Here is a 19,473-nt window from a genome sequence, read left to right as displayed (position 1 = left end):
GGAAGCTACGGTCGGCGGCTTTTGACAGCCGTTTCTTGATCATCATCGTCTCCATCGGATACAATGCGACGCTACATGCCGCGCATGGTTGGGGCTGCTGACGACGGTCGGAGGTTCAGGACCTCGCATGATCGAGACACCGCCATCATTTGCAGCGACGCCGGATATTGATCGCGGTGGGGATTTGCTTGCGGATATGCTGCGGTCGATACGGCTCAGCGGATCGGTATTTCTGAACGCCAGCCTGACCGAGCCCTTCGGCCTCATCAGTCCGAAACACTTCGACGAGCGCACGCCGATGGCGCATTTGCGCCATGTCAGTATTTTTCATCTGATTGCGGCGGGCGGATGCACCGTCGAACTCGCCAGCGGCGAGCGCGGCACTATTGCCGCGGGCGACATTCTGCTGATGCCGTTTGCCGACACCCACAGGTTCTACAGTGGCGAAGGCGCGGAGATGTGTTCCGCGATGGAGTTGGTGCGTGCCGGTCCACTGTCCGGCATGTGGACGATCGAGCATGGCGGCGGAGGTCGGGAGACCCGCATGGTCTGCGGCTTCATCGAATCGTCGGAGCTGCTGCATTCTCCGGTATTTCGAACTCTGCCGCCGATGCTGATCGATCGCGCCGGCGACGACAAGGTGAGCGCGGTTCTGGCCACAACCGTGCGCGAAATCCTGTCACTGACGGAAGACGCGACGCCCGGCAGCGAAATCATGCTCGGTCGGCTGATGGAGCTGCTATTCGTCGAGGTGCTGCGTCGCTACGCCGCGCGATTGCCACCCAGCGCGCATGGCTGGTTCGCGGCGCTGAACGATCCCGTGCTTGGACGCGCGATGTGGCATGTCCACGGAAATCCCGGTCATCGCTGGACGGTTGACGATCTGGCCCGCGAATGTGGCACGTCGCGCACGGTGCTGGCCGAGCGCTTCAACGATGTATTGGGACAGGCGCCGATTGAATATGTGACCAGTTGGCGGATGCAACTGGCAGCGGAGCGCATGCGAACGGGTGCCGACAGTCTTGCTGTCATCGCCAGCGATGTCGGCTACGACTCCGAGGCGGCCTTCAATCGCGCGTTCAAACGCGTCACCGGCGTCGCACCGGGGCGCTGGCGCGACGGCGCGAAGTCGGCGAAGCCGTATCCGAGGCCCATGCGCAGGGGCTGAACTCGGTTTGAACCGGCTACTCCTCGCGAAATGATCGCGCAATCTGGTCGCCGATGGGCTTGACCAGAAAAGACAGGACGGTGCGTTCGCCGGTTTGAATGAAAGCTTCCGCAGGCATCCCGGGAACCAGAGCGAGTTTGCCGAGACGGGCCAGTTGCTGCTGCGGGATGGTGATCCGCACGATGTAATGGGAAAGCCCGGACTTCTGATCCAGCGTCAGGTCGGCGGCAATGCGGCTGACGCTGCCGTTTAGTTCGGGAGTGGTGCGCTGGTTGAAGGCCGACATGCGCAGCACAGCAGGCTGGCCAAGTCGCATCTGGTCGATGTCCTGCGGGTTGATCTGTACTTCGAGTGCCAGCCTGTCGCTGTCGGGCACGATCAGCATGACCGTATCGGCCGGCGAAATCACACCACCAACGGTATGTACCGCGAGTTCGTGGACCAGTCCGCTTTGTGGCGCGACAATGTCGATCCGCTTGAGCTGATCTTCTGCGGTCACCTTCCGTTCGACATATTCCGCCGTCTGGCCCTCGATGTCGCGCAGGCTGCTGGCGACTTCGCTGCGGAGATCCTGGTCCACCTGAATCATCTGCAGCTGTGTTTCGGAGATCTTGCCACCCGATTGCGCCTGCGCCTCGACGAGCCGGCCACGTTCGCCGTCGAGGTTTGCCGCTTCGCGTTCCAGTGCCATCATGCGCTGAATGGGCACGAGGCCTTTTTCCCAGAGTTCGCGGACACCTGTCAGTTCGCGTTGGATCAGGCCGATGCCGCGAATCTTCGCTTCCTCCTGAGCCACCAGGCCGCGGACTTCCTTGCCATATTGAAGGGCGCGTTCGCGAAGCTGTGCCTTCTGGCCGAGCCGGGCCTCGCGACGCAGTTCGAACAGCCTGTCCTCGCCTGCCATCAGCTGTGCGATCTCCGGATCGGCGGCACGCGATCTGATTTCGTCGGGGAAGGCGATGACGCTGGCCTCGTCGCGCTCGGCGCGGAGCCGCGCCCGTCGCACCGCGAATTCATCGAGCCGCTTGGTGACGATGGCGAGATTGGCGCGCGTCTGCGTCGCGTCGAGGCGCATCACAATGTCGCCTGCGGTGACGCGTTGCCCTTCGCGGACCAGAATTTCGCCGACCACGCCGCCGGTCGGGTGCTGGACCTTCTTGACGTTGCTATCCACGACGAAGTGGCCGGAGGCGACGACCGCGCCGGCCAGATTGGTCGCCGCAGCCCATCCGCCGATGCCGCCAACCAGCACGACACCTGCCAGCGTGGCGATGCCGAGGTGGCGCAGGATCGAGTGGGAGACCGCCGAGACATTGCTATCGGGCATCGCGATCTTCCGTATCGTCATGAGGATGGGTGCTCATTCCCGACTTGTCGGCGGGATTGGCGATCACCCGCAGCGGCGCGAGAGACCGCGCGGTGGCCGCATGGCCGGTCGCCGTACCGTTGCCGTGTGCCGCAGGAGCGGGAGCTTTCAGCGCTTTGCCGAGAACCTCCACGCGCGGGCCGAATGCCTTGGCACGGCCGCTCTCCATCACAAGGACGAGATCAACGGCTCCGATTGCGCTCGGACGATGCGCGATGACAATGGCAATGCCCTTGCGCTCGCGTATGGCGGCGATGGCACGGATGACAGCCGCTTCGCCCTCGACGTCGAGATTGGCGTTGGGCTCGTCGAGAACAACCAGGAACGGATCGCCATAAAGCGCGCGTGCCAGTCCGATGCGCTGGCGCTGGCCGGCAGAGAGGGCGGAGCCGGCTTCGCCGATCCGCGTCTGGTAGCCGTTTTCCAGGCGCAGGATGAGATCATGCACCCCAGCAGCTTTGGCCGCGGCGACAATGACCTCGGAGTCCGGGTCGTCTTCGAAGCGGGAGATATTCTCGGCAATGGTGCCATCGAACAGTTCAACGCCCTGCGGCAGATAGCCGATATCGCGACCGAGCATCTGGCGGTCCCACTGGTCGAAGCTGGCGCCGTCGATGCGCACCTTGCCGCTGGCCGGTCGCCAGGCGCCGACCAGTGCGCGTGCCAGCGTGGACTTGCCGCTGCCACTATGGCCGATGATGCCAAGAGCGCTTCCGGCGGAGACGATAAAGCTCAGCCCCGCGACCGTCGGTCGCTTCTCTCCTGGCGGAGCGATGGTCATCGCCTCGACGCGCAGATCGATATGGGCGCGTGGCAGTGCCATCGTCTTGGCGGCTTCCGGCATGTGCGCCAGCAATTCATCGAGCCGTGCCCAGCTCTGCCGCGCCATCAGGAACGGCTTCCATGTCGAGATGGCCAGTTCCACGGGCGCGAGCGCGCGGCCCATCATGATCGAACTCGCCACCATCACGCCGGCGCTGGCTTCCTGCCTGATCACGAGATAGGCGCCGACGCCGAGCATGGTCGACTGCAGCAGCGCACGCAGCGCGCGGGATATGCCGCCGAGCCCTCCCGTTACATCGCCAGCCCGGCGATTGGCTGCCAGATAATCCGAGTTGGTGCGATGCCAGCGCGCCGCCATCCGACCGCCGAGGCCCATCGCGCGCACCACTTCGGCATTGCGACGGTTGGCCTCCATCAGCGCGTTGCGAAACATGCCGTGTTGTACGGTCTCGCGGGCAGGTCCCCTGGAGCGGGCATTGGTGAGAAGGGTGAGGGAAACGAGGATAACGGCACCCACGAGCGCCGTGATGCCGATCCAGAAATGAAACACGAAACAGATGGCGAGGTAGAACGGCATCCACGGCAGGTCGAAGAAGGCGGTGGGACCGGGCCCGGACAGGAAGCCGCGCACATTGTCGAGATCGCGCAATGGCTGCAGGCCATCGCCGGGCAACGGCATCTCAAGCGGCAGGCTGACAACGGCATCATGCACGCGGCCGGAGAGCTGGTGATCGAAACGCTCGCCGATGCGCAGCAGGATGCGCGATCGAATGATGTCAAAAAGGGACTGAAAGGCGTAGAGCGTGGCCGCGAGCACGCCGAGGCCGATCAGCGTCGAGACACTGCGACTGGCCAGGACGCGGTCATAGACCTGCAGCATGAACAGCGGCGCGGTCAGCGCAAGCACGTTCACGATGCCACTGATCACGGCTATTCCCGTGATGGCGGATTTGAGTGGCGAGATAACCGCCGCAGCCAATGGCTGCGACGGAATGCGCTGCGGAGCTTTCACCACGACAGCTCTGCTCAGACGGTGAAGTGGCCGTCCAGCATCAGTTCCAGCATGTCGGTGCCGACATAGCCGTTGAGCTGGATCGTGTTGTCGCCGTCGGTGATGGTCAGAATATTGGTGTTGTCCCACCAGTTGCTGTGGTTGAAGAACAAGTCGACATAGCCGGTGATGTTGGTCACCGCCTGCAAGTCGATGACGTCAGAATCGCCGTCCACCGTATTGAAGTCGACGACGACATCGTCGTTCCAGCCGTTGGCGAAAGTGAAGGTGTCGTTGCCGAGACCGCCGGTGAAGCTGTCAGCCCCGCCGAAGCTCAGCATGACATCGTTGCCCGCCGTACCGGTCTGGATGGTGCCCTGTTCGGCAAAGTAACCGTAGAGGCCGTTCAGACTGCCATTCTGCGACAGATCTGTGATCGCGGTATCGAAGGCCGGCGTCAGCGTTGCGCCGCTGAAACCGATCGAGAGCCCCGGGTCCTGCACCCACAGATCGGTCGAGGCGACATAGGCCAGATTGCTGCCGAGGGTCATCGTCGTCACCGTCCCGTCGATGACGCCCGGCGTATAGGAGAAGTCATCGCCGCTCACGATGACCGACGATTTGTCATTGTCGACGCCGCCGACGATGCGTGTGCCGGCATACCATTGGTCGGTGGTGTTCTTCACGGCGTTGAAATTGCCGGTGCCGCGATATTCGAAATTGTCGATCCAGTTGTCCAGATAGGCGGGCAGGTTGCTGCTTGCTTCACTGTAGGTGATGGTCAGTGCCATTGTCGTTCCTCAGGATTTGGGTTGTCGGGACGTCGTGATCCGGCGGCGCGTCGTGATCAGCTTGCTGGCGATCCTGATGCAAGGGGCTGACGCGACATCAGTGTCGCGTCAGCTGGTCGCGTGGCCAGGAATCCGCAGCGAAGCCTGTTAGACGAAGGCGATATCGCTCCAGTCCAGCGTGCCGCCGCCGTCGAAATTCACGGTGATGGTGCTGGTCAGTCCGTTGGTTGCATCGGCATAGGTGATGACATTGCCGGACAGGCTGCCGCCCGCACTCTGGAATGCCGCGGCATTTGCCCAGCCGAAACCTGCGAACTGAATCTGGTCGGCGTCGTCGAAGAAGTCGGTGATGACGTCGTTGCCCCAGCCCTGGGCAGCGGTGCCCGCGGCGGTGTCGTAATAGTCAGCGCTCCAGAGGAACGTATCGACCAGTACGGCTCCATTTCCGCTCAGCACGTCGTTGCCCGCGAAGCTGAGGAGAACGTCGTCGCCCGTCGTGCCGGTCTGGTTCGTCCCCTGTTCGGCGAAGTAGTCGGTCAGACCCGCGAACGACTGACCGAAGAACGTCCCGCCATCGACCAGCCCGCCATGCGACAGCGAATAGATCGCCTGATTGAAGGTGGTGGTGACGGGCATGTAGCCGCTGCTATTGGTGATGATCAGTTCCTGATCCTGCACCCACAGATCCGTGGCTGGCACATATTCAAGATTATGGCCGAGCGTGAGCGATTCCACGTCGCCGTTGAAGGTGCCTGGCGTGTAGCTGTAGTCATGGATGTTCATGATGACGGAAGGCAGATTGTTGTCGGTGCCTTCGGTATCGACACCGGCCGACCATTGATCCTGGCCAGTGAACGAGGTGGAGAACCAGCCGTTTCCGTTGTAGGTGAAGTTGGCGTCATACGACGCCAGATATGTGGCGAGGTCGCTGCTTGCTGCCGTAAGCTGAAGATTGAGTGCCATTCTCGAAACCCTTCTCTGCTTGTTTTGCCCGCCTTGTGGTGGGCCTCCATCCACGCCAATGGGCGGGGAATTTCTAGAACTTGTAGTTCAGCGACACCGTCGCTGTACGGCCCGGCGCGGCGTAGAAATTGGCGCCGACCGCCGGCGCATAAGCGAGATCGGTGACATTGTTCACGGCGAAGCGTAGCTTGGTCGTTTCGTCGAAGCTGTAGGATCCGTAGATGTCGTAGACGCGGTAGCCCGACATCTCGTAGCCGCTGCGCAGCGAGCCGAGGGCAGGGACGGTCTTCGACACGTCGACGATGCGTGTGCCCAGCGTCAGTTTCTCGTCGAGCAGCCGGATGCCGGCATCGAGCGTCACGCGCAGCTTCGGCTGCTCGAAGATGACGGCGGCGCCACGGCCGGCATTGATAGGCATGTTCCTGCCTGACGGGGTCGTGAAGCTGTCGGCGAAGTCGGTGTCGATGCGCGTCACCGTGCCGCCGATATAGAAGAATCGCGCGTCGTAATTGGCCTCGATCTCGACGCCCTTCATGCGCGTGATGCCATCGAGATTTACGAATGAATCATATTGCCTGGTGTTCACCGCCGGGTTCAGGATGTAGCCAAAGCTGATGTAATCGGTGATCTCCCGATAGAAGCCGACGGCCTTGAAGCGGATGGCGTCGCGCTCGGTCAGGATGCCGTTGGCCAAAACATTGAAGCCGGCTTCGTAGGTGTCGCCGCGCTCCGGACGCAGGAACGGGTTCGGCGCGTAGCCATTGATTTCATTTGTATCGTGGCCGCCGTTCAGGAACGATTCCATCACGGTCGGTGGCCGATAGCTCTTGGAATATTTGGCAAAGGGTTGCAGCCACTCGACCGGCTGGAAGGCGACCGTGAAGCTTGGCAGCCACGCGCCGCCGGACTTGTCGATATCGACATCATAGGGGGTGTAATAAGCCGGACCGTAGATCGGCTCCGTTACAGCAGCCGACCCGAGGGAGCAGCCGCGCCGATTGCAGAATGGCGCCACTGCGGCCTTGATGATTCTCACGCCGATCTGGTCGTACTGCGGGTCACCAATGACCGTGGTCTTGCCATAGAGATGATGCCAGTCGTAGCGGATGCCGCCGGTCAGCGTGACCCATTCCGCTGGCTTGAGAGTTGCGCTGCCGAAGCCGCTGACCACATCGCGGTTTCCGCTCGGCGTGCCGCCAGTCAGCAGGCTGGAATAATCGACACCGTTGGGGCCGAGGAATCCGCGCTGCAGCGTCGTCTTGCCGTCGTCGGTGAAGGCCTCCAGCCCGTAATTGAGCGCCAGCGCGCCGATGCCGGTGTCGAAACGGCTGGTATTCTCGACGCTGCCGCCCAGCGTCGAGAATACGAAGTTCGATGGTCCGGTCAGCGCAACGGCGCCGTCGGAGACCGTGTCGTTCTTGAGGTGGTTGTAGTAGAGCTTGGCCTTCAGATCGACGATGTCATTGCCCGGATTCCAGTCGAGCGCTGATGTGAACGTATCGTTGGCGACCTGCTCACTGGACTTCAGGATGCCGCCGCGAGCGATCGTGTTGTCATAGTTTCCGGTATTGTACCGGGAATCGTTATGCAGCCAGCCGATCGTGATCTTCACGTCCTCGGTCGTCAGCGCCTCGGCCTTGAGGATCGTCGAGAACACCTCCTGGCCGGAGAACAGGAAGACATTGCCATCATAGGCCGTCGTGCCGCCGCCGATGGTGCCGTTCTTGCCGATATCGTAGGCGCCGATGTTCTTGTAGCTGACGCCACCGAGCACCGAGAAGCGCTCCGATACGCGGACGGCTGCCGCCGTCGAGCCGTCGAAATTATACGCGTTGGTGCCCGTGGTGGCATTCACCACGCCGCCATACTGGTTGCCGGGCTTGATCAGGTCGTCGGCGATGAAGGTGCGAAAATTGACCAGGCCGCCGAGCGCGCCAGCGCTTCCAACGCCCGACGTCGTGCTTTTCTCCACGTCGATCTGGCGCAGGAAGGCAGTGTCGACGTAGGTCCGTTGGGTCGCACCGTGGCCGCTGCGCTGAAAGTTCTGCCGCGCACCATCGATCATGGTGGCGATGCGGTCCTGATCCTGCAGGCCGCGGACATTGACGCTGATGCCAGGATTCTGCGCCGCCGAGCGATTGGCATAGATGCCGGCCACATTGTCCAGGAGATCGCGCGCGTTGCGCGTCGGGCTGCTCTCGATCGCCTCGCGGGAAATCACGCTGACCGCGGCTGGGCGCTGATAGACCCAGTCCGGCGTTCCCTGATAGCCGGAGCCCGTCGTATTATCGTTCCTGGTGGCGTCGACGACGATCGTGTCGAGCTGGACGCCGTCAGCGGAGGAGGGAACGGGACCTGCACGGCTCTGCGACGGATCGATCAGCAACGCGGCTTTCGGACCGGTGATGCGATATGTAATTCCCGTGCCCGCCAGGAGCCGTGCGAGAGCCTGGGCCACCGTGTAATTGCCGTTCAACGGCCGGCTACGCATGTCTGGCGCGAGCTGGATCGTGTAGAGGATGCGCCAGCCACTGCTGGCACCGAGATCGGCGATTGCGGCTGCAAGAGGCTTGGCGGGAATGTTGAGCGGGTAGGTCGTAGAGGCGGTCGCTGTCGCGTCGACACTGTTTTGGCCAAAGGCCGGTATTGTCGTGATCAACGGCAACATGCCGATCAGCCCGCCCGCCACATGGCGAGCGACGCCCCGTCTACCCCCGAACCGCATTACGCACGAACTCCGCTCTCGTTGTTTGCTGTGCGCCGCCCCAGCGCCGCGAAGAGCTTCTGCTCTTCATCCAGTTCAACGAGTCACGAAATCAAACCCACATCAGGGTCGTGCGTGTTGCCGTTTAGAATTCCGGTAAACAGAGTTCAGTAGATGACGGTCACCCAGGGTGTGACCTGGGCGATGTTGCCCTCGACCATGCCGGCAATGGCTGTGAGGCTTTCATCGACATTCGTGGTCGGGAATGTGCCGGAGACGAGCAAATCGCTGAAGCGACCGCGGATGACGATGCGGCTCGATGTTTGGCGCTGCAGCGCTTCGACGACTCGATATAGCGGAACGCGGTCGAAGACCAGGCGGCCGGATATCCAGGCCAGTCTGGCATCAATGTCTCCGGTTTCGACGGTACCAAGTTTTCCGCCGGACACGCGCACATGCTGGTTGGCCGATAGTTTGACACTCGTGTCGCGGTCCTGGCCGGCGACCGACACCAGTCCGCGCTGAACTGTCACCTCGACACCATCAGCCGTCCGGTCGATATTGAAAGCGGTACCAAGCACGCGGATTTCACCTGCGCCGCTGTCGACCGTGAAGGCCGTCTGGTCGGGTTTGACATCGAAGAAGGCCTGGCCACGGCGCAGAACGACCCGGCGTCGACCATCCTTGAAGTCCAGGTCCAGGGCAGTGTCAGCGCCAATGTTCAGGCGGGAGCCGTCCGGCAGGTCGCGGACGACCACCTGACCACGCGCCGTGACAATATCCGCCTGCCAGTTCTCTACCATCGACGGATTGACGAACCAGACGACGCAGGCCGCGGCGATCGCTGCGGGCAATGCCGGCCACCATCGCATCTGGCGCCGGGCTGCGATGTTGCTGCGACGATGGCCGGATGCCACCAGTCGGGTGGCAGGCTCCTCAAGCTGCTGCCAGATCGTCGCTGCTTCGCGATAGGCAAGTCGATGACGATGATCCTCGTCGAGCCATTGCCGAAAGGACGCTTCGTCGGCCTCAGTCGTGGTCCCGTCGCGTCGGATGAGCCAGAGATCAGCGGCGGCGCACTGTGCTTTCGTCGGCCGGTCGCCAGGTTTCATCAGCAATTCCTTCGATCGATCGTAAAGGCGACGCGGAAATGCCCCTGCCGTTAGAAGCGTTCCAGCTACTACCTTTACAACGAGCGGCGAGAAAGAACCCACATCCATTTTAGCGGAAATCTTTGCTGGCGAGATTGAGATGATCGTCCACGGCGGCGCGGCAGTGTTGCATGGCGCGTAGCAGATGTTTTTCGACGGCACTCACGGAAATGCCGAACCGCTGTCCGATCTCGGCATTGGACTCGCCATTGACACGTCGGCGAATGAAAATCTCGCGGGTTCGGGCGGGGAGCTGCGCGAGAGCGCGATCCAGTGCGGCAACGGCTTCGCGCGCCTGTAGTGCTGCGTCTTCCGATGGTTGTCCGGGACTGAGCTGTTCAGGCAGTACATCGGCGAGCATATGATGTCGCCGCGATGTCGTCAGGTTATGATCGATTGCGGCGTTCCGGGCTGCAGCATAGAGAACGCGCTTGTTGTCTTCATCCGAGCCATTTGTGCCGGCGGCAATTACCCGGGCGAAGACGTCCTGGACGATCTCCGAAGCTACTTCACGATCGCGGACCCGGCGACGCACAAGCGTTTCGAGGTGAGCGCGATGTGACGTAAAGAGCCTCGCGATCGTGCTCTTCCAGAGGGTCATGATGTCACGCGTTCGAACAAGGCGGGATTCGATGCGTTGCGGTGATCATTGAGAACGGGACGATAGTTGATCGATACAGACGATATGTTGTCTGTATGACGAGATCGTCGACCATGTCACCGACGGCGCCAATGTCGCTATCGGAAATCTCGCTCATCACCGGTTCCTGCGGTCAGGACATTCCTGATTGTCCGGCAGAGATAGACGGTACCACCGTCCATCTCAAGTTATTGATGAGCGCATGACATAGAACGGTTCGAAACTCACGGAAGTCTGGCTACGCGAAGTGCCCGAGCGGGATATTCCGACACTCAGACCGCAGCTACGATCACGTGCGCCTGAATCTTGGCAGCAATCTCGCCGTTGCCATGTCTGCGGGCAATTTCAAGTGCGGCGTAGTCGGTCGCAGCTTCCAGTTTTCCTGCGTCTCTGGCCTCGATTTCGTTGCGAAGGACAGTTCCCTGACAATACGCAACGGCCGGAAGGTGCGGCGAGGATGCATGGCTTTGTTCGGCTCTCGTCTCGATCGTCACATGGGAAAAACCTGCGCCTTCCAGCTCGCGACGGATCAGTGCCGTATCGTGATAACCGTGCGGCGTGCGCGCCAGAAATCGCGGCGGATCGTCCGGAAAAAGATCTGCAAGAGCATTCGTCACATCGTCAGCAAATACATTGTCCTCGATGCGATCCCATACATTGAACAAAAGATGCCCTCCGGGTTTCAGAACTCGCTTTGCTTCGCGGTAGGCAGATGGGCGGTCGGGAAAGAACATCGCGCCGAACTGGCAACATGCGAGATCGAAGGTCGCATTTTCAAACGGGAGTGCCAGGGCGTCCGCTTGTCGCCATGTGATGCGATTATCCGGAGCTTGTCGCGACGCGGCGTAGTCGAGCATCGGCTGGTTGAGATCGGTGACAATATAGCTTGCGCCGGGGGATAATTTGGGTGCCAACGCACGGGTGACAACTCCGGTGCCCGCGGCGATTTCCAGAACGGTGCTCGGCGAGAAAGACGCTGCGCGTTGTGCGAGATCTGCAGCGTATGGCTCGAAAATCAACGGCACCATATAGCGGTCGTAGTTTTCCGGAATCGAGCCAGCGAACAACTTGTCCGTTTCCAGCATTGCTATCACCCGTCGTCCGTTTGATGGCGCACGAGACTAGCATATATTGTTGGCGCCGTCCGTCTCGATGACGGACAGCGTGATTGTCCGCATGCATGAGCATGCGGCGCATCGTCGGGGAACCACGCGCGTCGATCCGGCCATGATCAACGGCGATCGCGACGGCTACTTCAGCGCATCCGATACCAGTTTGAATTTCTGGATGCGCTTTCCGGTGTCGACCTCGGCCGTGTAGACATTGCCCTTGGCGTCCACCGCCATGGCGTGAATCCAGTGGAACTGGCCGGCCTGGCGGCCGTTGCGGCCGAAGGTGCCGACGACCTTGCCGTCGTCGCGATTGATGACGCGGATCTCGTTGTTCTCGCCATCCGCCGTCAGTAGCCATGTCTGCTTCGGATCGGGCCACACCGCGAGATCCCACACCGCACCGTTGCCGAGCGTGGCCTTTTCGTAGAACCATTCTTTCACGAACGAGCCGTCCTTCTTGAACACCTGCACGCGGTTGTTGATGCGGTCGCAGACATAGACAAGGCCGTCATTGGCGAGCTTTACGCAATGGACGGGGTTGGCGAACTGCTGCGCCACCGGCGCGTTTGGATCGTAAGCGGCCTGCTTGTCGTCATTCGGCTTGTTGCCATAGGCGCCCCAGTGGCGCTTGTAGGCGCCGGTGGTGGCGTCAAACACGATGACGCGGCGGTTGCCATAGCCGTCGGCGACGTAGATTTCGTTGGCATCCTTGTCGATGGCAGTTTCAGCGGGCTTGCCGAGCTGCGTGGTGTCGTTGCTGCCCTTGCTCGGCGCGATCTTGCCGATCTGCATCACGAACTTGCCGTCGGTGGTGAATTTCAGGATTGCATTGTCATTGTCGAGATTGCCGCCGACCCAGACGAAGCCATCGTCGCTGACCTCGATGCCATGCTCGCGGCCGACCCATTCATAGCCTTCGCCTGGCCCGCCCCATGAGCGCAACAGATTGCCGGCGGCATCGAACTCCAATACGGGCGGCGCGGATACGCAGCATTTCGAGCGCGGCGGATTGAGAGCGGCGCCTTTCTCGTCGTCGGTCAGCGAGCGCGGGCGATGGATCACCCAGATATGGCCGTCCTTGTCGGTGGTGATGCCGCCGACCTGGCCGAGGATCCAGTTGTTCGGCAGCGGCTTCGGCCAGGACGCATCGCCTTCGAAGCGGGGGATGTCGGCGGCGCGGGACGGGGGAGGTGTGAGGGAGAGCGCAGTGAGTGTGAGTGCGGCTATAGCAAGTGCACGCAGTGACCGCGCGCGAGTTGGCGACGCCATGATGACCTCCCTGATTGTCGGTGCGGGTTGTCCCGCTTGGGAGGGAGTGAAGGCTTGAGATTGGGAAGAGTCAATCCTGTGCACCTTCGGTCGTCATGCATCCACGCCTTGGCCGCAACGTAAGACGTGGATGGCCGGGACATCTAGCGAAGCTATGCTTCGCGCTTTGCCCGGCCATGACAGAGCGTGGGTCGTTCTACGAAATCGTCACGCTGGCGGGTGGAAGCCCATCACCTTGCCGGTCTTGTAGTCGACGAATTTCCCGGTCTCCGTCCAGGACGGCAGGCACAGTGGCAAGATGGCTTTCGCAGCCTGTGCAGGGGTGTCGAGCGTCTCGGGATCTTCGCCGGGCATCACGATGGCGCGCATGTGGGTGCGGATCGGGCCGGGATTGAACAGGTTCACACGCAGCGGCGTCGTGGCGGTCTCGTTGGCCCAGACGCGCACCAGCGTTTCCAGCGCAGCCTTGGAGACGGCATAGGGGCCGCGATAGGCGGAGGCCTTGCTGGCGGTGCCGGATGTGAGGAACACCGCGCGGGCGGCATCGGACTGCTGCAGCAGCGGCTCCATGCAGCGAATGAGCTGGAAGTTCGCCGTGAGGTTGGTCGCCATAGTGTCGTTCCAGGCCTTCAGCTCGATATGGCCGAGCGGCGACGAGGGGCCTGCGACGCCGGCATTGCCGACCAGAATATCGAGCTTGCCGTGGCGCTCATGCAGCGCGGCGCCGAGGCGCGACAGGCCGTCGAGGTCGGTGATGTTCAGCGGCACCAGCGTGGCACTGCCGCCCTCGGTGCGGATCGCGTCGTCGAGTTCTTCGAGGCCGCCTTGCGTGCGCGCCACCGCGACGATGTGCGCGCCGGCCTTGGCCAGCGCGAGCGCTGTGGCATAGCCGATGCCGCGCGAGGCGCCGGTGACGAGGGCGATGCGGGAGGCGAGGGGTTTGGTCATGGCAGCTTCACTCCGTCATGCCCGGACCTGTTCCGGGCATCCACGTCTTTAGTGCGTGGTTTTATAGACGTGGATGGCCGGGACAAGCCCGGCCATGACGGTGTCTCAATCGCAATTGAGGAGGACTAAACGCTCAGCTCGCTTCCGCCAGCAGCGAGAGCTGCCGCGGGGCGTCGATCTCGCTCATGTCGGTGAGCGGGGTCGGATAGTCGCCGGTGAAGCAGTGGTCGGCGAACTTGGGATGGGCGGGATCGCGGCCGGGCTCGCCCATGGCGCGGTAGATGCCGTCGACCGAGACGAAGGCCAGCGAGTCCGCGCCGATCAGGTCGCGCATTTCTTCCAGCGTATGCGTGGCGGCGAGGAGGCCGGCGCGGTCCGGCGTGTCGATGCCGTAATAGTCGGGATGGGTGATCGGCGGCGAGGCGATGCGGAAGTGGACTTCCTTGGCGCCGGCGTCGCGCATCATCTTGACGATCTTCTTCGACGTGGTGCCGCGCACCAGACTGTCATCGATCAGGATGATCCGCTTGCCTTCGATGGCGGCGCGGTTGGCCGAATGTTTCATGCGCACACCGAGCTCGCGCACGCTCTGGGTCGGCTGGATGAAGGTGCGGCCGACATAGTGATTGCGGATGATGCCGAGTTCGAACGGCACGCCCGACTGACGGGAATAGCCCAATGCTGCGGGCACGCCGGAATCCGGCACCGGCACGACCACGTCGGCTTCCACATGGGTCTCACGTGCGAGCTCTTCGCCCATGCGCTTGCGGGTGTCGTAGACCGAGCGGCCGGCGGCGATCGAGTCAGGTCGCGCGAAGTAGATATATTCGAAGATGCAGGGGCGGGGCGATTGCGGCGCGAACGGCTTGTGGCTTTGGGCGCCGTTCTCGTCGAACACGATGACTTCGCCGGGCTCGATGTCGCGGATGTATTTCGCGCCGATGATGTCGAGGGCGCAGGTCTCCGAGGCGAGGATCGGGGCGCCGTCGAGTTCACCCAGCACCAGCGGACGGATGCCGAGCGGATCGCGGGCGCCGACCAGCTTCTTGTTGGTCAGCGACACCAGCGCATAGGCGCCTTCGATGGCGCGCAGTGCTTCGATGTAACGGTCGATGAAACGGTTGCGCTTGGAATGCGCGACGAGGTGCAGGATGACCTCGGTGTCGGTGGTCGACTGCATCATCGAACCGTTCTTCACGAGCTCGCGGCGCAGGGTGAGGCCGTTGGTGAGGTTGCCGTTATGGGCGACCGCAAAGCCGCCGGCATTGAGTTCGGCGAATAGCGGCTGGACGTTGCGGAGAATGGTTTCGCCCGTGGTGGAGTAGCGGGTGTGGCCGACGGCGGCGGTGCCGGGCAGGCGTTCGATCACTTCACGGCGGGAGAAGGTGTCGCCGACGAGACCGAGGCGGCGTTCGGAGTGGAAGCGTTTACCGTCGAATGCGACGATGCCGGCGGCTTCCTGTCCGCGATGTTGGAGGGCATGGAGGCCGAGCGCGGTAATCGCCGCCGCATCGGGGTGTCCGTAGATACCGAACACGCCGCATTTTTCGCGGAGCATGTCGCCGTCTAGATCGTCATTACGCATAGTGGTGCTCGCGTCGTCGGAAGGGCTCTGCATCGGATCCATCGCGCCTTTCAGGTGTCGCGAGAAACTAAGAACGCCTAGCGTCCCGCCGGTTTGCCATCGATCAGCTTTTTCAGGCTGTCGCGGGCAGGTTTGGAATAGCCATCGCTGGCGCCGGGCGCTGCAGGCTCGGCGTCAGTCGTATCCTCATCGGGTTTGTTTTTCTTGAACCTCTTCAAGATGGTGTTTTCAGGGTCATCCGGCAAGAGCGCCATCAGCCAATCGCCGGTTCCTTGCAGAACAACGCGCGATTTTGCACCCGTGACCCAGTCCGGACGCTGCTTGTCCGGCACCAGCCAGCTGAAGAACAGGAAGGCGACGACCACGATCAGGAGGCCGCGGGCGAGGCCAAACAGGAAACCCAGCGTGCGGTCCAGCGCGCCGATGCGCGAATCCAGGATCATGTCGGAGATACGGACAGTGATGATCGAAACCACGATCAGCGTGCCAATAAACACGCCGGCCACCACCACGATGCTCGCGACTGTATCGTTGTTGAAATAAGTTTTAGCGGTCGGTAGCAGCTTCTGGAAAGCAAACAGGGTGACCAGCGCCGCCGCGCCCCAGGCTGCGATCGACAGGATCTCGCGCATGAAGCCGCGGACCATGGCCAGAAGGCCGGAGATCAGCATGACGCCGAGCAGGACAAGGTCGAGAATCGTGATCGGCATCGGCTGGTCAGGTCCGCTCGTGAATCAGAAACCGCGAATCGGCACAGGCTGCCGCTTCAGGTGACGGTGATATGGCACGTCTCGCAAGGCCGGAAAACCAATAACGGCCGGAAGATCGCACCTGATCACACCATTGTTCCGCTTTCGGCAGAGTGCCTTAACGGAGCGTGTTGCACATCTGCGCAGTCTGTCGCGCGCGCATTCTATAGCGGCGGCGGCCACGCAGGTCACGCCGGTGTCAGCGTTCCCCGCGTGTGAATCGGGCTGGCGCGGTGTTTTTCTCCGCGCCTGTGCTTTTGCTGTTGTCGCGGCTGGGATCGCGCGCCGGTTTCACGCCGCGCGCGGCGATATCGGCGACCAGCGAGGTGAGGCCGCCGATGGTATTCAGCGACAGTCCGGCATCGCCGCCGGGGTCGCCGCGCGCCGATTCCGGCAGCACCGCACGGCCGAAACCGAGTTTTGCCGCTTCCTTGAGCCGCGCCGAGGTCTGCGCCACCGGACGAACCGCGCCGGACAGCGAGATTTCGCCGAAATAGACCGCATCCGGCGGCAGCGGCGCGTTGCAGAGCGACGAGACCAGCGCCGCGGCGGCGGCCATGTCGGCAGCCGGCTCGTTGATGCGCAAACCGCCAGCGACATTGAAATAGACGTCGTAGCCGGACAGCTTCACCCCGCAATGGGCCTCCAGCACCGCCAGCACCATCGACAGCCGGGAGGAATCCCAGCCCACCACCGCACGGCGGGGGGTGCCGAGCGTGGTTGGCGCAACCAGAGCCTGCAGTTCCACCAGCACTGGGCGGGTGCCCTCCATGCCGGCAAAGACGGCGGTCCCCGGCGAGCCCAGATCACGGTCCGACAGGAATAGCTCCGAGGGGTTGGAGACCTCGCGCAGACCCAGGCCCGTCATCTCGAACACGCCGATCTCGTCGGTCGGGCCGAAGCGGTTCTTCACCGCGCGCAGGATGCGGAACTGCTGCGAGCCTTCGCCCTCGAACGACATCACCGCATCGACCATATGCTCGACCACACGGGGACCAGCGATCTGGCCGTCCTTGGTGACATGGCCGACCAGGATGATGGTGGCGCCGGATTTCTTGGCGAAGCGAATAAGCGCCTGTGCCGAGGCGCGGACCTGGGTCACGGTGCCCGGGGCGGATTCCACCGTGTCGGTCCACATGGTCTGGATCGAGTCGATCACGATCAGCCGCGGCACCGCGCCCTCGGAGAGCGTGGCGACGATATCCTCCACCGAGGTCTCCGACGCCAGTTGCACGGCGGCATCCGCCAAGCCAAGGCGGGCGGCGCGCAGGCGCACCTGGGCCACGGCTTCTTCGCCGGAGATATAGACCACGCGATGCCCGGCGCGGGCCATCATCGAGGTGGCCTGGGTCAGCAGTGTCGACTTGCCGATGCCGGGATCACCGCCGATCAGGATGATCGAGCCACGCACGAAGCCGCCGCCGGTGACGCGGTCGAGTTCGCCCATGCCCGAAGGGATGCGCGGCGCGTCCTGCGTCTTCCCGGTCAGGCTTTCGAGCGTGAAGGTGCGCCCCTTGCGCTTGGAGCGGGCGCTGACCGGAATCGTGGTGACGCCGGTGGTGTCCTCCTCGGCCAGCGTATTCCACTCGCCGCAGGCGTCGCACTTGCCCTGCCACTTGTTATAGGCGGCACCGCAATTCTGGCAGACGAAGGAGAGGAGGTTCTTGGCCATGGGGAGAGGGAATCGGGGTTAGGGGGTGGGGATCGTGGATAGCATGAAACAGCGTGGGCGAAGCGCTTATCTCGTCAGCATACGGTCAAGCTTGTTCCCGTTGGACCGCAATCATCGACCTTGATCAAACCTCTTCAAAGCGCTCGGCGAAGAAGACGCCTGTGATCGGCAACTGTGCAGCCTCAAGGGCCAATTGCGGGGAGGTTGCAACCGTAATAGCGTGTTCATGTTTCTTGTAGTTCGTGGGAGGACGTCCATGAACCGACGCCTATGGCGACAGGCCGTGATCGCATGTTTTGCACTGATCGCCGTCATCGCGCCGCTCGGCGCGATCGCTCATGCGGCGACAGTCGTCGCGCTCGGTGCCAGCAACACTTATGGCAAGGGCGTCGCGCGCAATCAGGCCTATCCGGCGCAGCTTGAGGCGATGCTGCGTGCCAAGGGTTTGTCGGTCCGCGTGCTCAATGCGGGTATCAATGGCGATACGACAGGAGGAATGCTCAGTCGCCTCGACGGTGCGGTGCCGAAAGGTACCAGCGCCGTCATCCTCCAGCCGGGTGGAAACGATAGCCGCAAGGGCAGCGGTGCCGATCGTGCCGGCAATATTGCGGAGATCCAGAGGCGTCTGAGCGCCAAGGGTGTGCGGGTGATCATGTTGGAGAACAATGCGCTGCATGGCCTGCCGCATCAGCCGGATGGCGTGCATCTCACACCCGAGGGATATCGGATGCTCGCCGAAACCCTGGTGTCGCAAGTAGCCGGCGCTGTTGGCCGCTAGCGCATGTTCGACTGATCATGCAGCGGCGCCGGCCAACATCATGTCGTCTCTTCTTGTTGATGGGGCCGCCTCATTAATTCTTAAGCACGTTCGTCAAGGTAAATAACAGGTCTGAATTGACCGGTGGTGGTGCTTGGCTAAGTGTCGCACATCAGAGCGATACGAACCCATTTCAAACAAGTTCGCCACGGGGTCCCACCATGAAGAAATTGATTGCCGCTGCCACGTTCGCCATCGTCGGGGTGGCGCTGCCCAGCGCCGCCTCAGCCGGCTGCTATAATTGCTACGCGCCGCCGCCGTGCCAGACCTGCTATCAGCAGCAGGTGGTGCCGCCGCAGTATCGCACTGTCGAAGAGACGGTGATGGTGGCTCCCGGCCGCACCGTGGCACGTCGCACCCCGGCGCAGTATGAGACGGTGATGGTGCCGAAGACCGTGATGGTCGCGCCTGCGCGCGTCGACTATGAGCGCATCCCGGCGCAATATGCGACCCAGCAGCGTACCGTTCAGGTCGCGCCGGCACAGGTCTATTACGCACCGGTGCAGCAGGGCTGCTCGACCTGCAATCGCGGCTTCAGCTTCGGCTCAAGCTACGGATACGGCTACTAAGCCGCGGACAGCTCAGATTTTCAGGACTACGATCGGCCGCCTCAGGGCGGCCGATTTGTATTTGGGGGACGCGCCGGTACTGACGCTGCGTCCCGACGAACCAGGCCGTGGACCCATAAGCGCGTAGTTAAATCCGAATGGCGCTTCCAGAGCCGTGGCCGATGTCGCGTTTCGTTGCAGCAGCGGCGCGGCCCA

Annotated in this window: 16 protein-coding genes; 3 read left to right on the top strand and 13 right to left on the bottom strand. The window is 62.4% G+C overall.

Annotated elements, in window-relative coordinates; all coding sequences use genetic code 11:
• The first annotated feature begins 127 nt into the window (after positions 1–127).
• Complete coding sequence (locus AB8A27_RS12580; RefSeq protein ID WP_441242194.1) at positions 128–1,168, top strand: AraC family transcriptional regulator; 1,041 nt, start codon at positions 128–130, stop codon at positions 1,166–1,168.
• Positions 1,169–1,184: 16 nt separating this feature from the next.
• Here AB8A27_RS12580 and AB8A27_RS12575 read toward each other — a convergent pair whose 3' ends face one another.
• The 13 genes from AB8A27_RS12575 to radA all read right to left on the bottom strand — a co-directional run bounded on the left by AB8A27_RS12575 (position 1,185) and on the right by radA (position 17,892).
• The gene (locus AB8A27_RS12575) at positions 1,185–2,495 is read right to left on the bottom strand and encodes an HlyD family type I secretion periplasmic adaptor subunit (protein WP_441242193.1); all 1,311 of its coding nucleotides are present in this window, start codon (positions 2,493–2,495) and stop codon (positions 1,185–1,187) included.
• Positions 2,485–4,329, bottom strand: coding sequence for a type I secretion system permease/ATPase (locus AB8A27_RS12570; protein WP_441244897.1), 1,845 nt, complete (start codon positions 4,327–4,329; stop codon positions 2,485–2,487). The genes AB8A27_RS12575 and AB8A27_RS12570 overlap by 11 nt, the downstream gene beginning before the upstream one ends.
• A gap of 14 nt (positions 4,330–4,343) precedes the next feature.
• Positions 4,344–5,099 carry a hypothetical protein gene (locus AB8A27_RS12565; RefSeq protein ID WP_441242192.1) on the bottom strand — a complete coding sequence of 252 codons (756 nt, stop codon included), beginning with the start codon at positions 5,097–5,099 and terminating at the stop codon, positions 4,344–4,346.
• A gap of 147 nt (positions 5,100–5,246) precedes the next feature.
• A complete protein-coding gene (locus AB8A27_RS12560; RefSeq protein WP_441242191.1) occupies positions 5,247–6,062 on the bottom strand; it encodes a hypothetical protein in 816 nt (271 codons plus the stop codon).
• 73 nt (positions 6,063–6,135) lie between these two features.
• Positions 6,136–8,730, bottom strand: coding sequence for a TonB-dependent hemoglobin/transferrin/lactoferrin family receptor (locus AB8A27_RS12555; protein ID WP_441242190.1), 2,595 nt, complete (start codon positions 8,728–8,730; stop codon positions 6,136–6,138).
• Positions 8,731–8,933: 203 nt separating this feature from the next.
• Entirely contained in the window at positions 8,934–9,878 is a 945-nt protein-coding gene (locus tag AB8A27_RS12550; protein WP_441242189.1) for a FecR family protein, read from the bottom strand.
• A gap of 109 nt (positions 9,879–9,987) precedes the next feature.
• A complete protein-coding gene (locus tag AB8A27_RS12545) occupies positions 9,988–10,518 on the bottom strand; it encodes an RNA polymerase sigma factor (protein ID WP_441242188.1) in 531 nt (176 codons plus the stop codon).
• Positions 10,519–10,829: 311 nt separating this feature from the next.
• A complete protein-coding gene (locus tag AB8A27_RS12540; protein WP_441242187.1) occupies positions 10,830–11,642 on the bottom strand; it encodes a class I SAM-dependent methyltransferase in 813 nt (270 codons plus the stop codon).
• A gap of 165 nt (positions 11,643–11,807) precedes the next feature.
• Complete coding sequence (locus AB8A27_RS12535; protein WP_441242186.1) at positions 11,808–12,938, bottom strand: hypothetical protein; 1,131 nt, start codon at positions 12,936–12,938, stop codon at positions 11,808–11,810.
• A gap of 207 nt (positions 12,939–13,145) precedes the next feature.
• Positions 13,146–13,886 (bottom strand): SDR family NAD(P)-dependent oxidoreductase, encoded by a 741-nt coding sequence (locus AB8A27_RS12530; RefSeq protein ID WP_441242185.1) that lies wholly within the window; start codon positions 13,884–13,886, stop codon positions 13,146–13,148.
• Between the two features lie 133 nt (positions 13,887–14,019).
• Complete coding sequence (gene purF / locus AB8A27_RS12525) at positions 14,020–15,513, bottom strand: amidophosphoribosyltransferase (RefSeq protein WP_441242184.1); 1,494 nt, start codon at positions 15,511–15,513, stop codon at positions 14,020–14,022.
• 35 nt (positions 15,514–15,548) lie between these two features.
• Complete coding sequence (locus AB8A27_RS12520; protein ID WP_115029067.1) at positions 15,549–16,181, bottom strand: CvpA family protein; 633 nt, start codon at positions 16,179–16,181, stop codon at positions 15,549–15,551.
• Between the two features lie 238 nt (positions 16,182–16,419).
• Positions 16,420–17,892 (bottom strand): DNA repair protein RadA, encoded by a 1,473-nt coding sequence (radA, locus tag AB8A27_RS12515; RefSeq protein WP_441242183.1) that lies wholly within the window; start codon positions 17,890–17,892, stop codon positions 16,420–16,422.
• A gap of 256 nt (positions 17,893–18,148) precedes the next feature.
• Here radA and AB8A27_RS12510 point away from each other — a divergent pair, with 256 nt between their 5' ends.
• Positions 18,149–18,670, top strand: a complete 522-nt coding sequence (locus AB8A27_RS12510; protein WP_441242182.1) for a GDSL-type esterase/lipase family protein — start codon at positions 18,149–18,151, stop codon at positions 18,668–18,670.
• Positions 18,671–18,870: 200 nt separating this feature from the next.
• Positions 18,871–19,278: a hypothetical protein gene (locus tag AB8A27_RS12505; protein ID WP_286144246.1), complete on the top strand. Its 408-nt coding sequence runs from the start codon at positions 18,871–18,873 to the stop codon at positions 19,276–19,278.
• The last annotated feature ends 195 nt before the right edge of the window (positions 19,279–19,473 follow it).

This window comes from Tardiphaga sp. 768_D3_N2_1 (assembly GCF_052076105.1).
In the GTDB taxonomy this organism is placed as follows: domain Bacteria; phylum Pseudomonadota; class Alphaproteobacteria; order Rhizobiales; family Xanthobacteraceae; genus Tardiphaga.
This window is presented reverse-complemented; position numbering and strand designations above follow the sequence as displayed.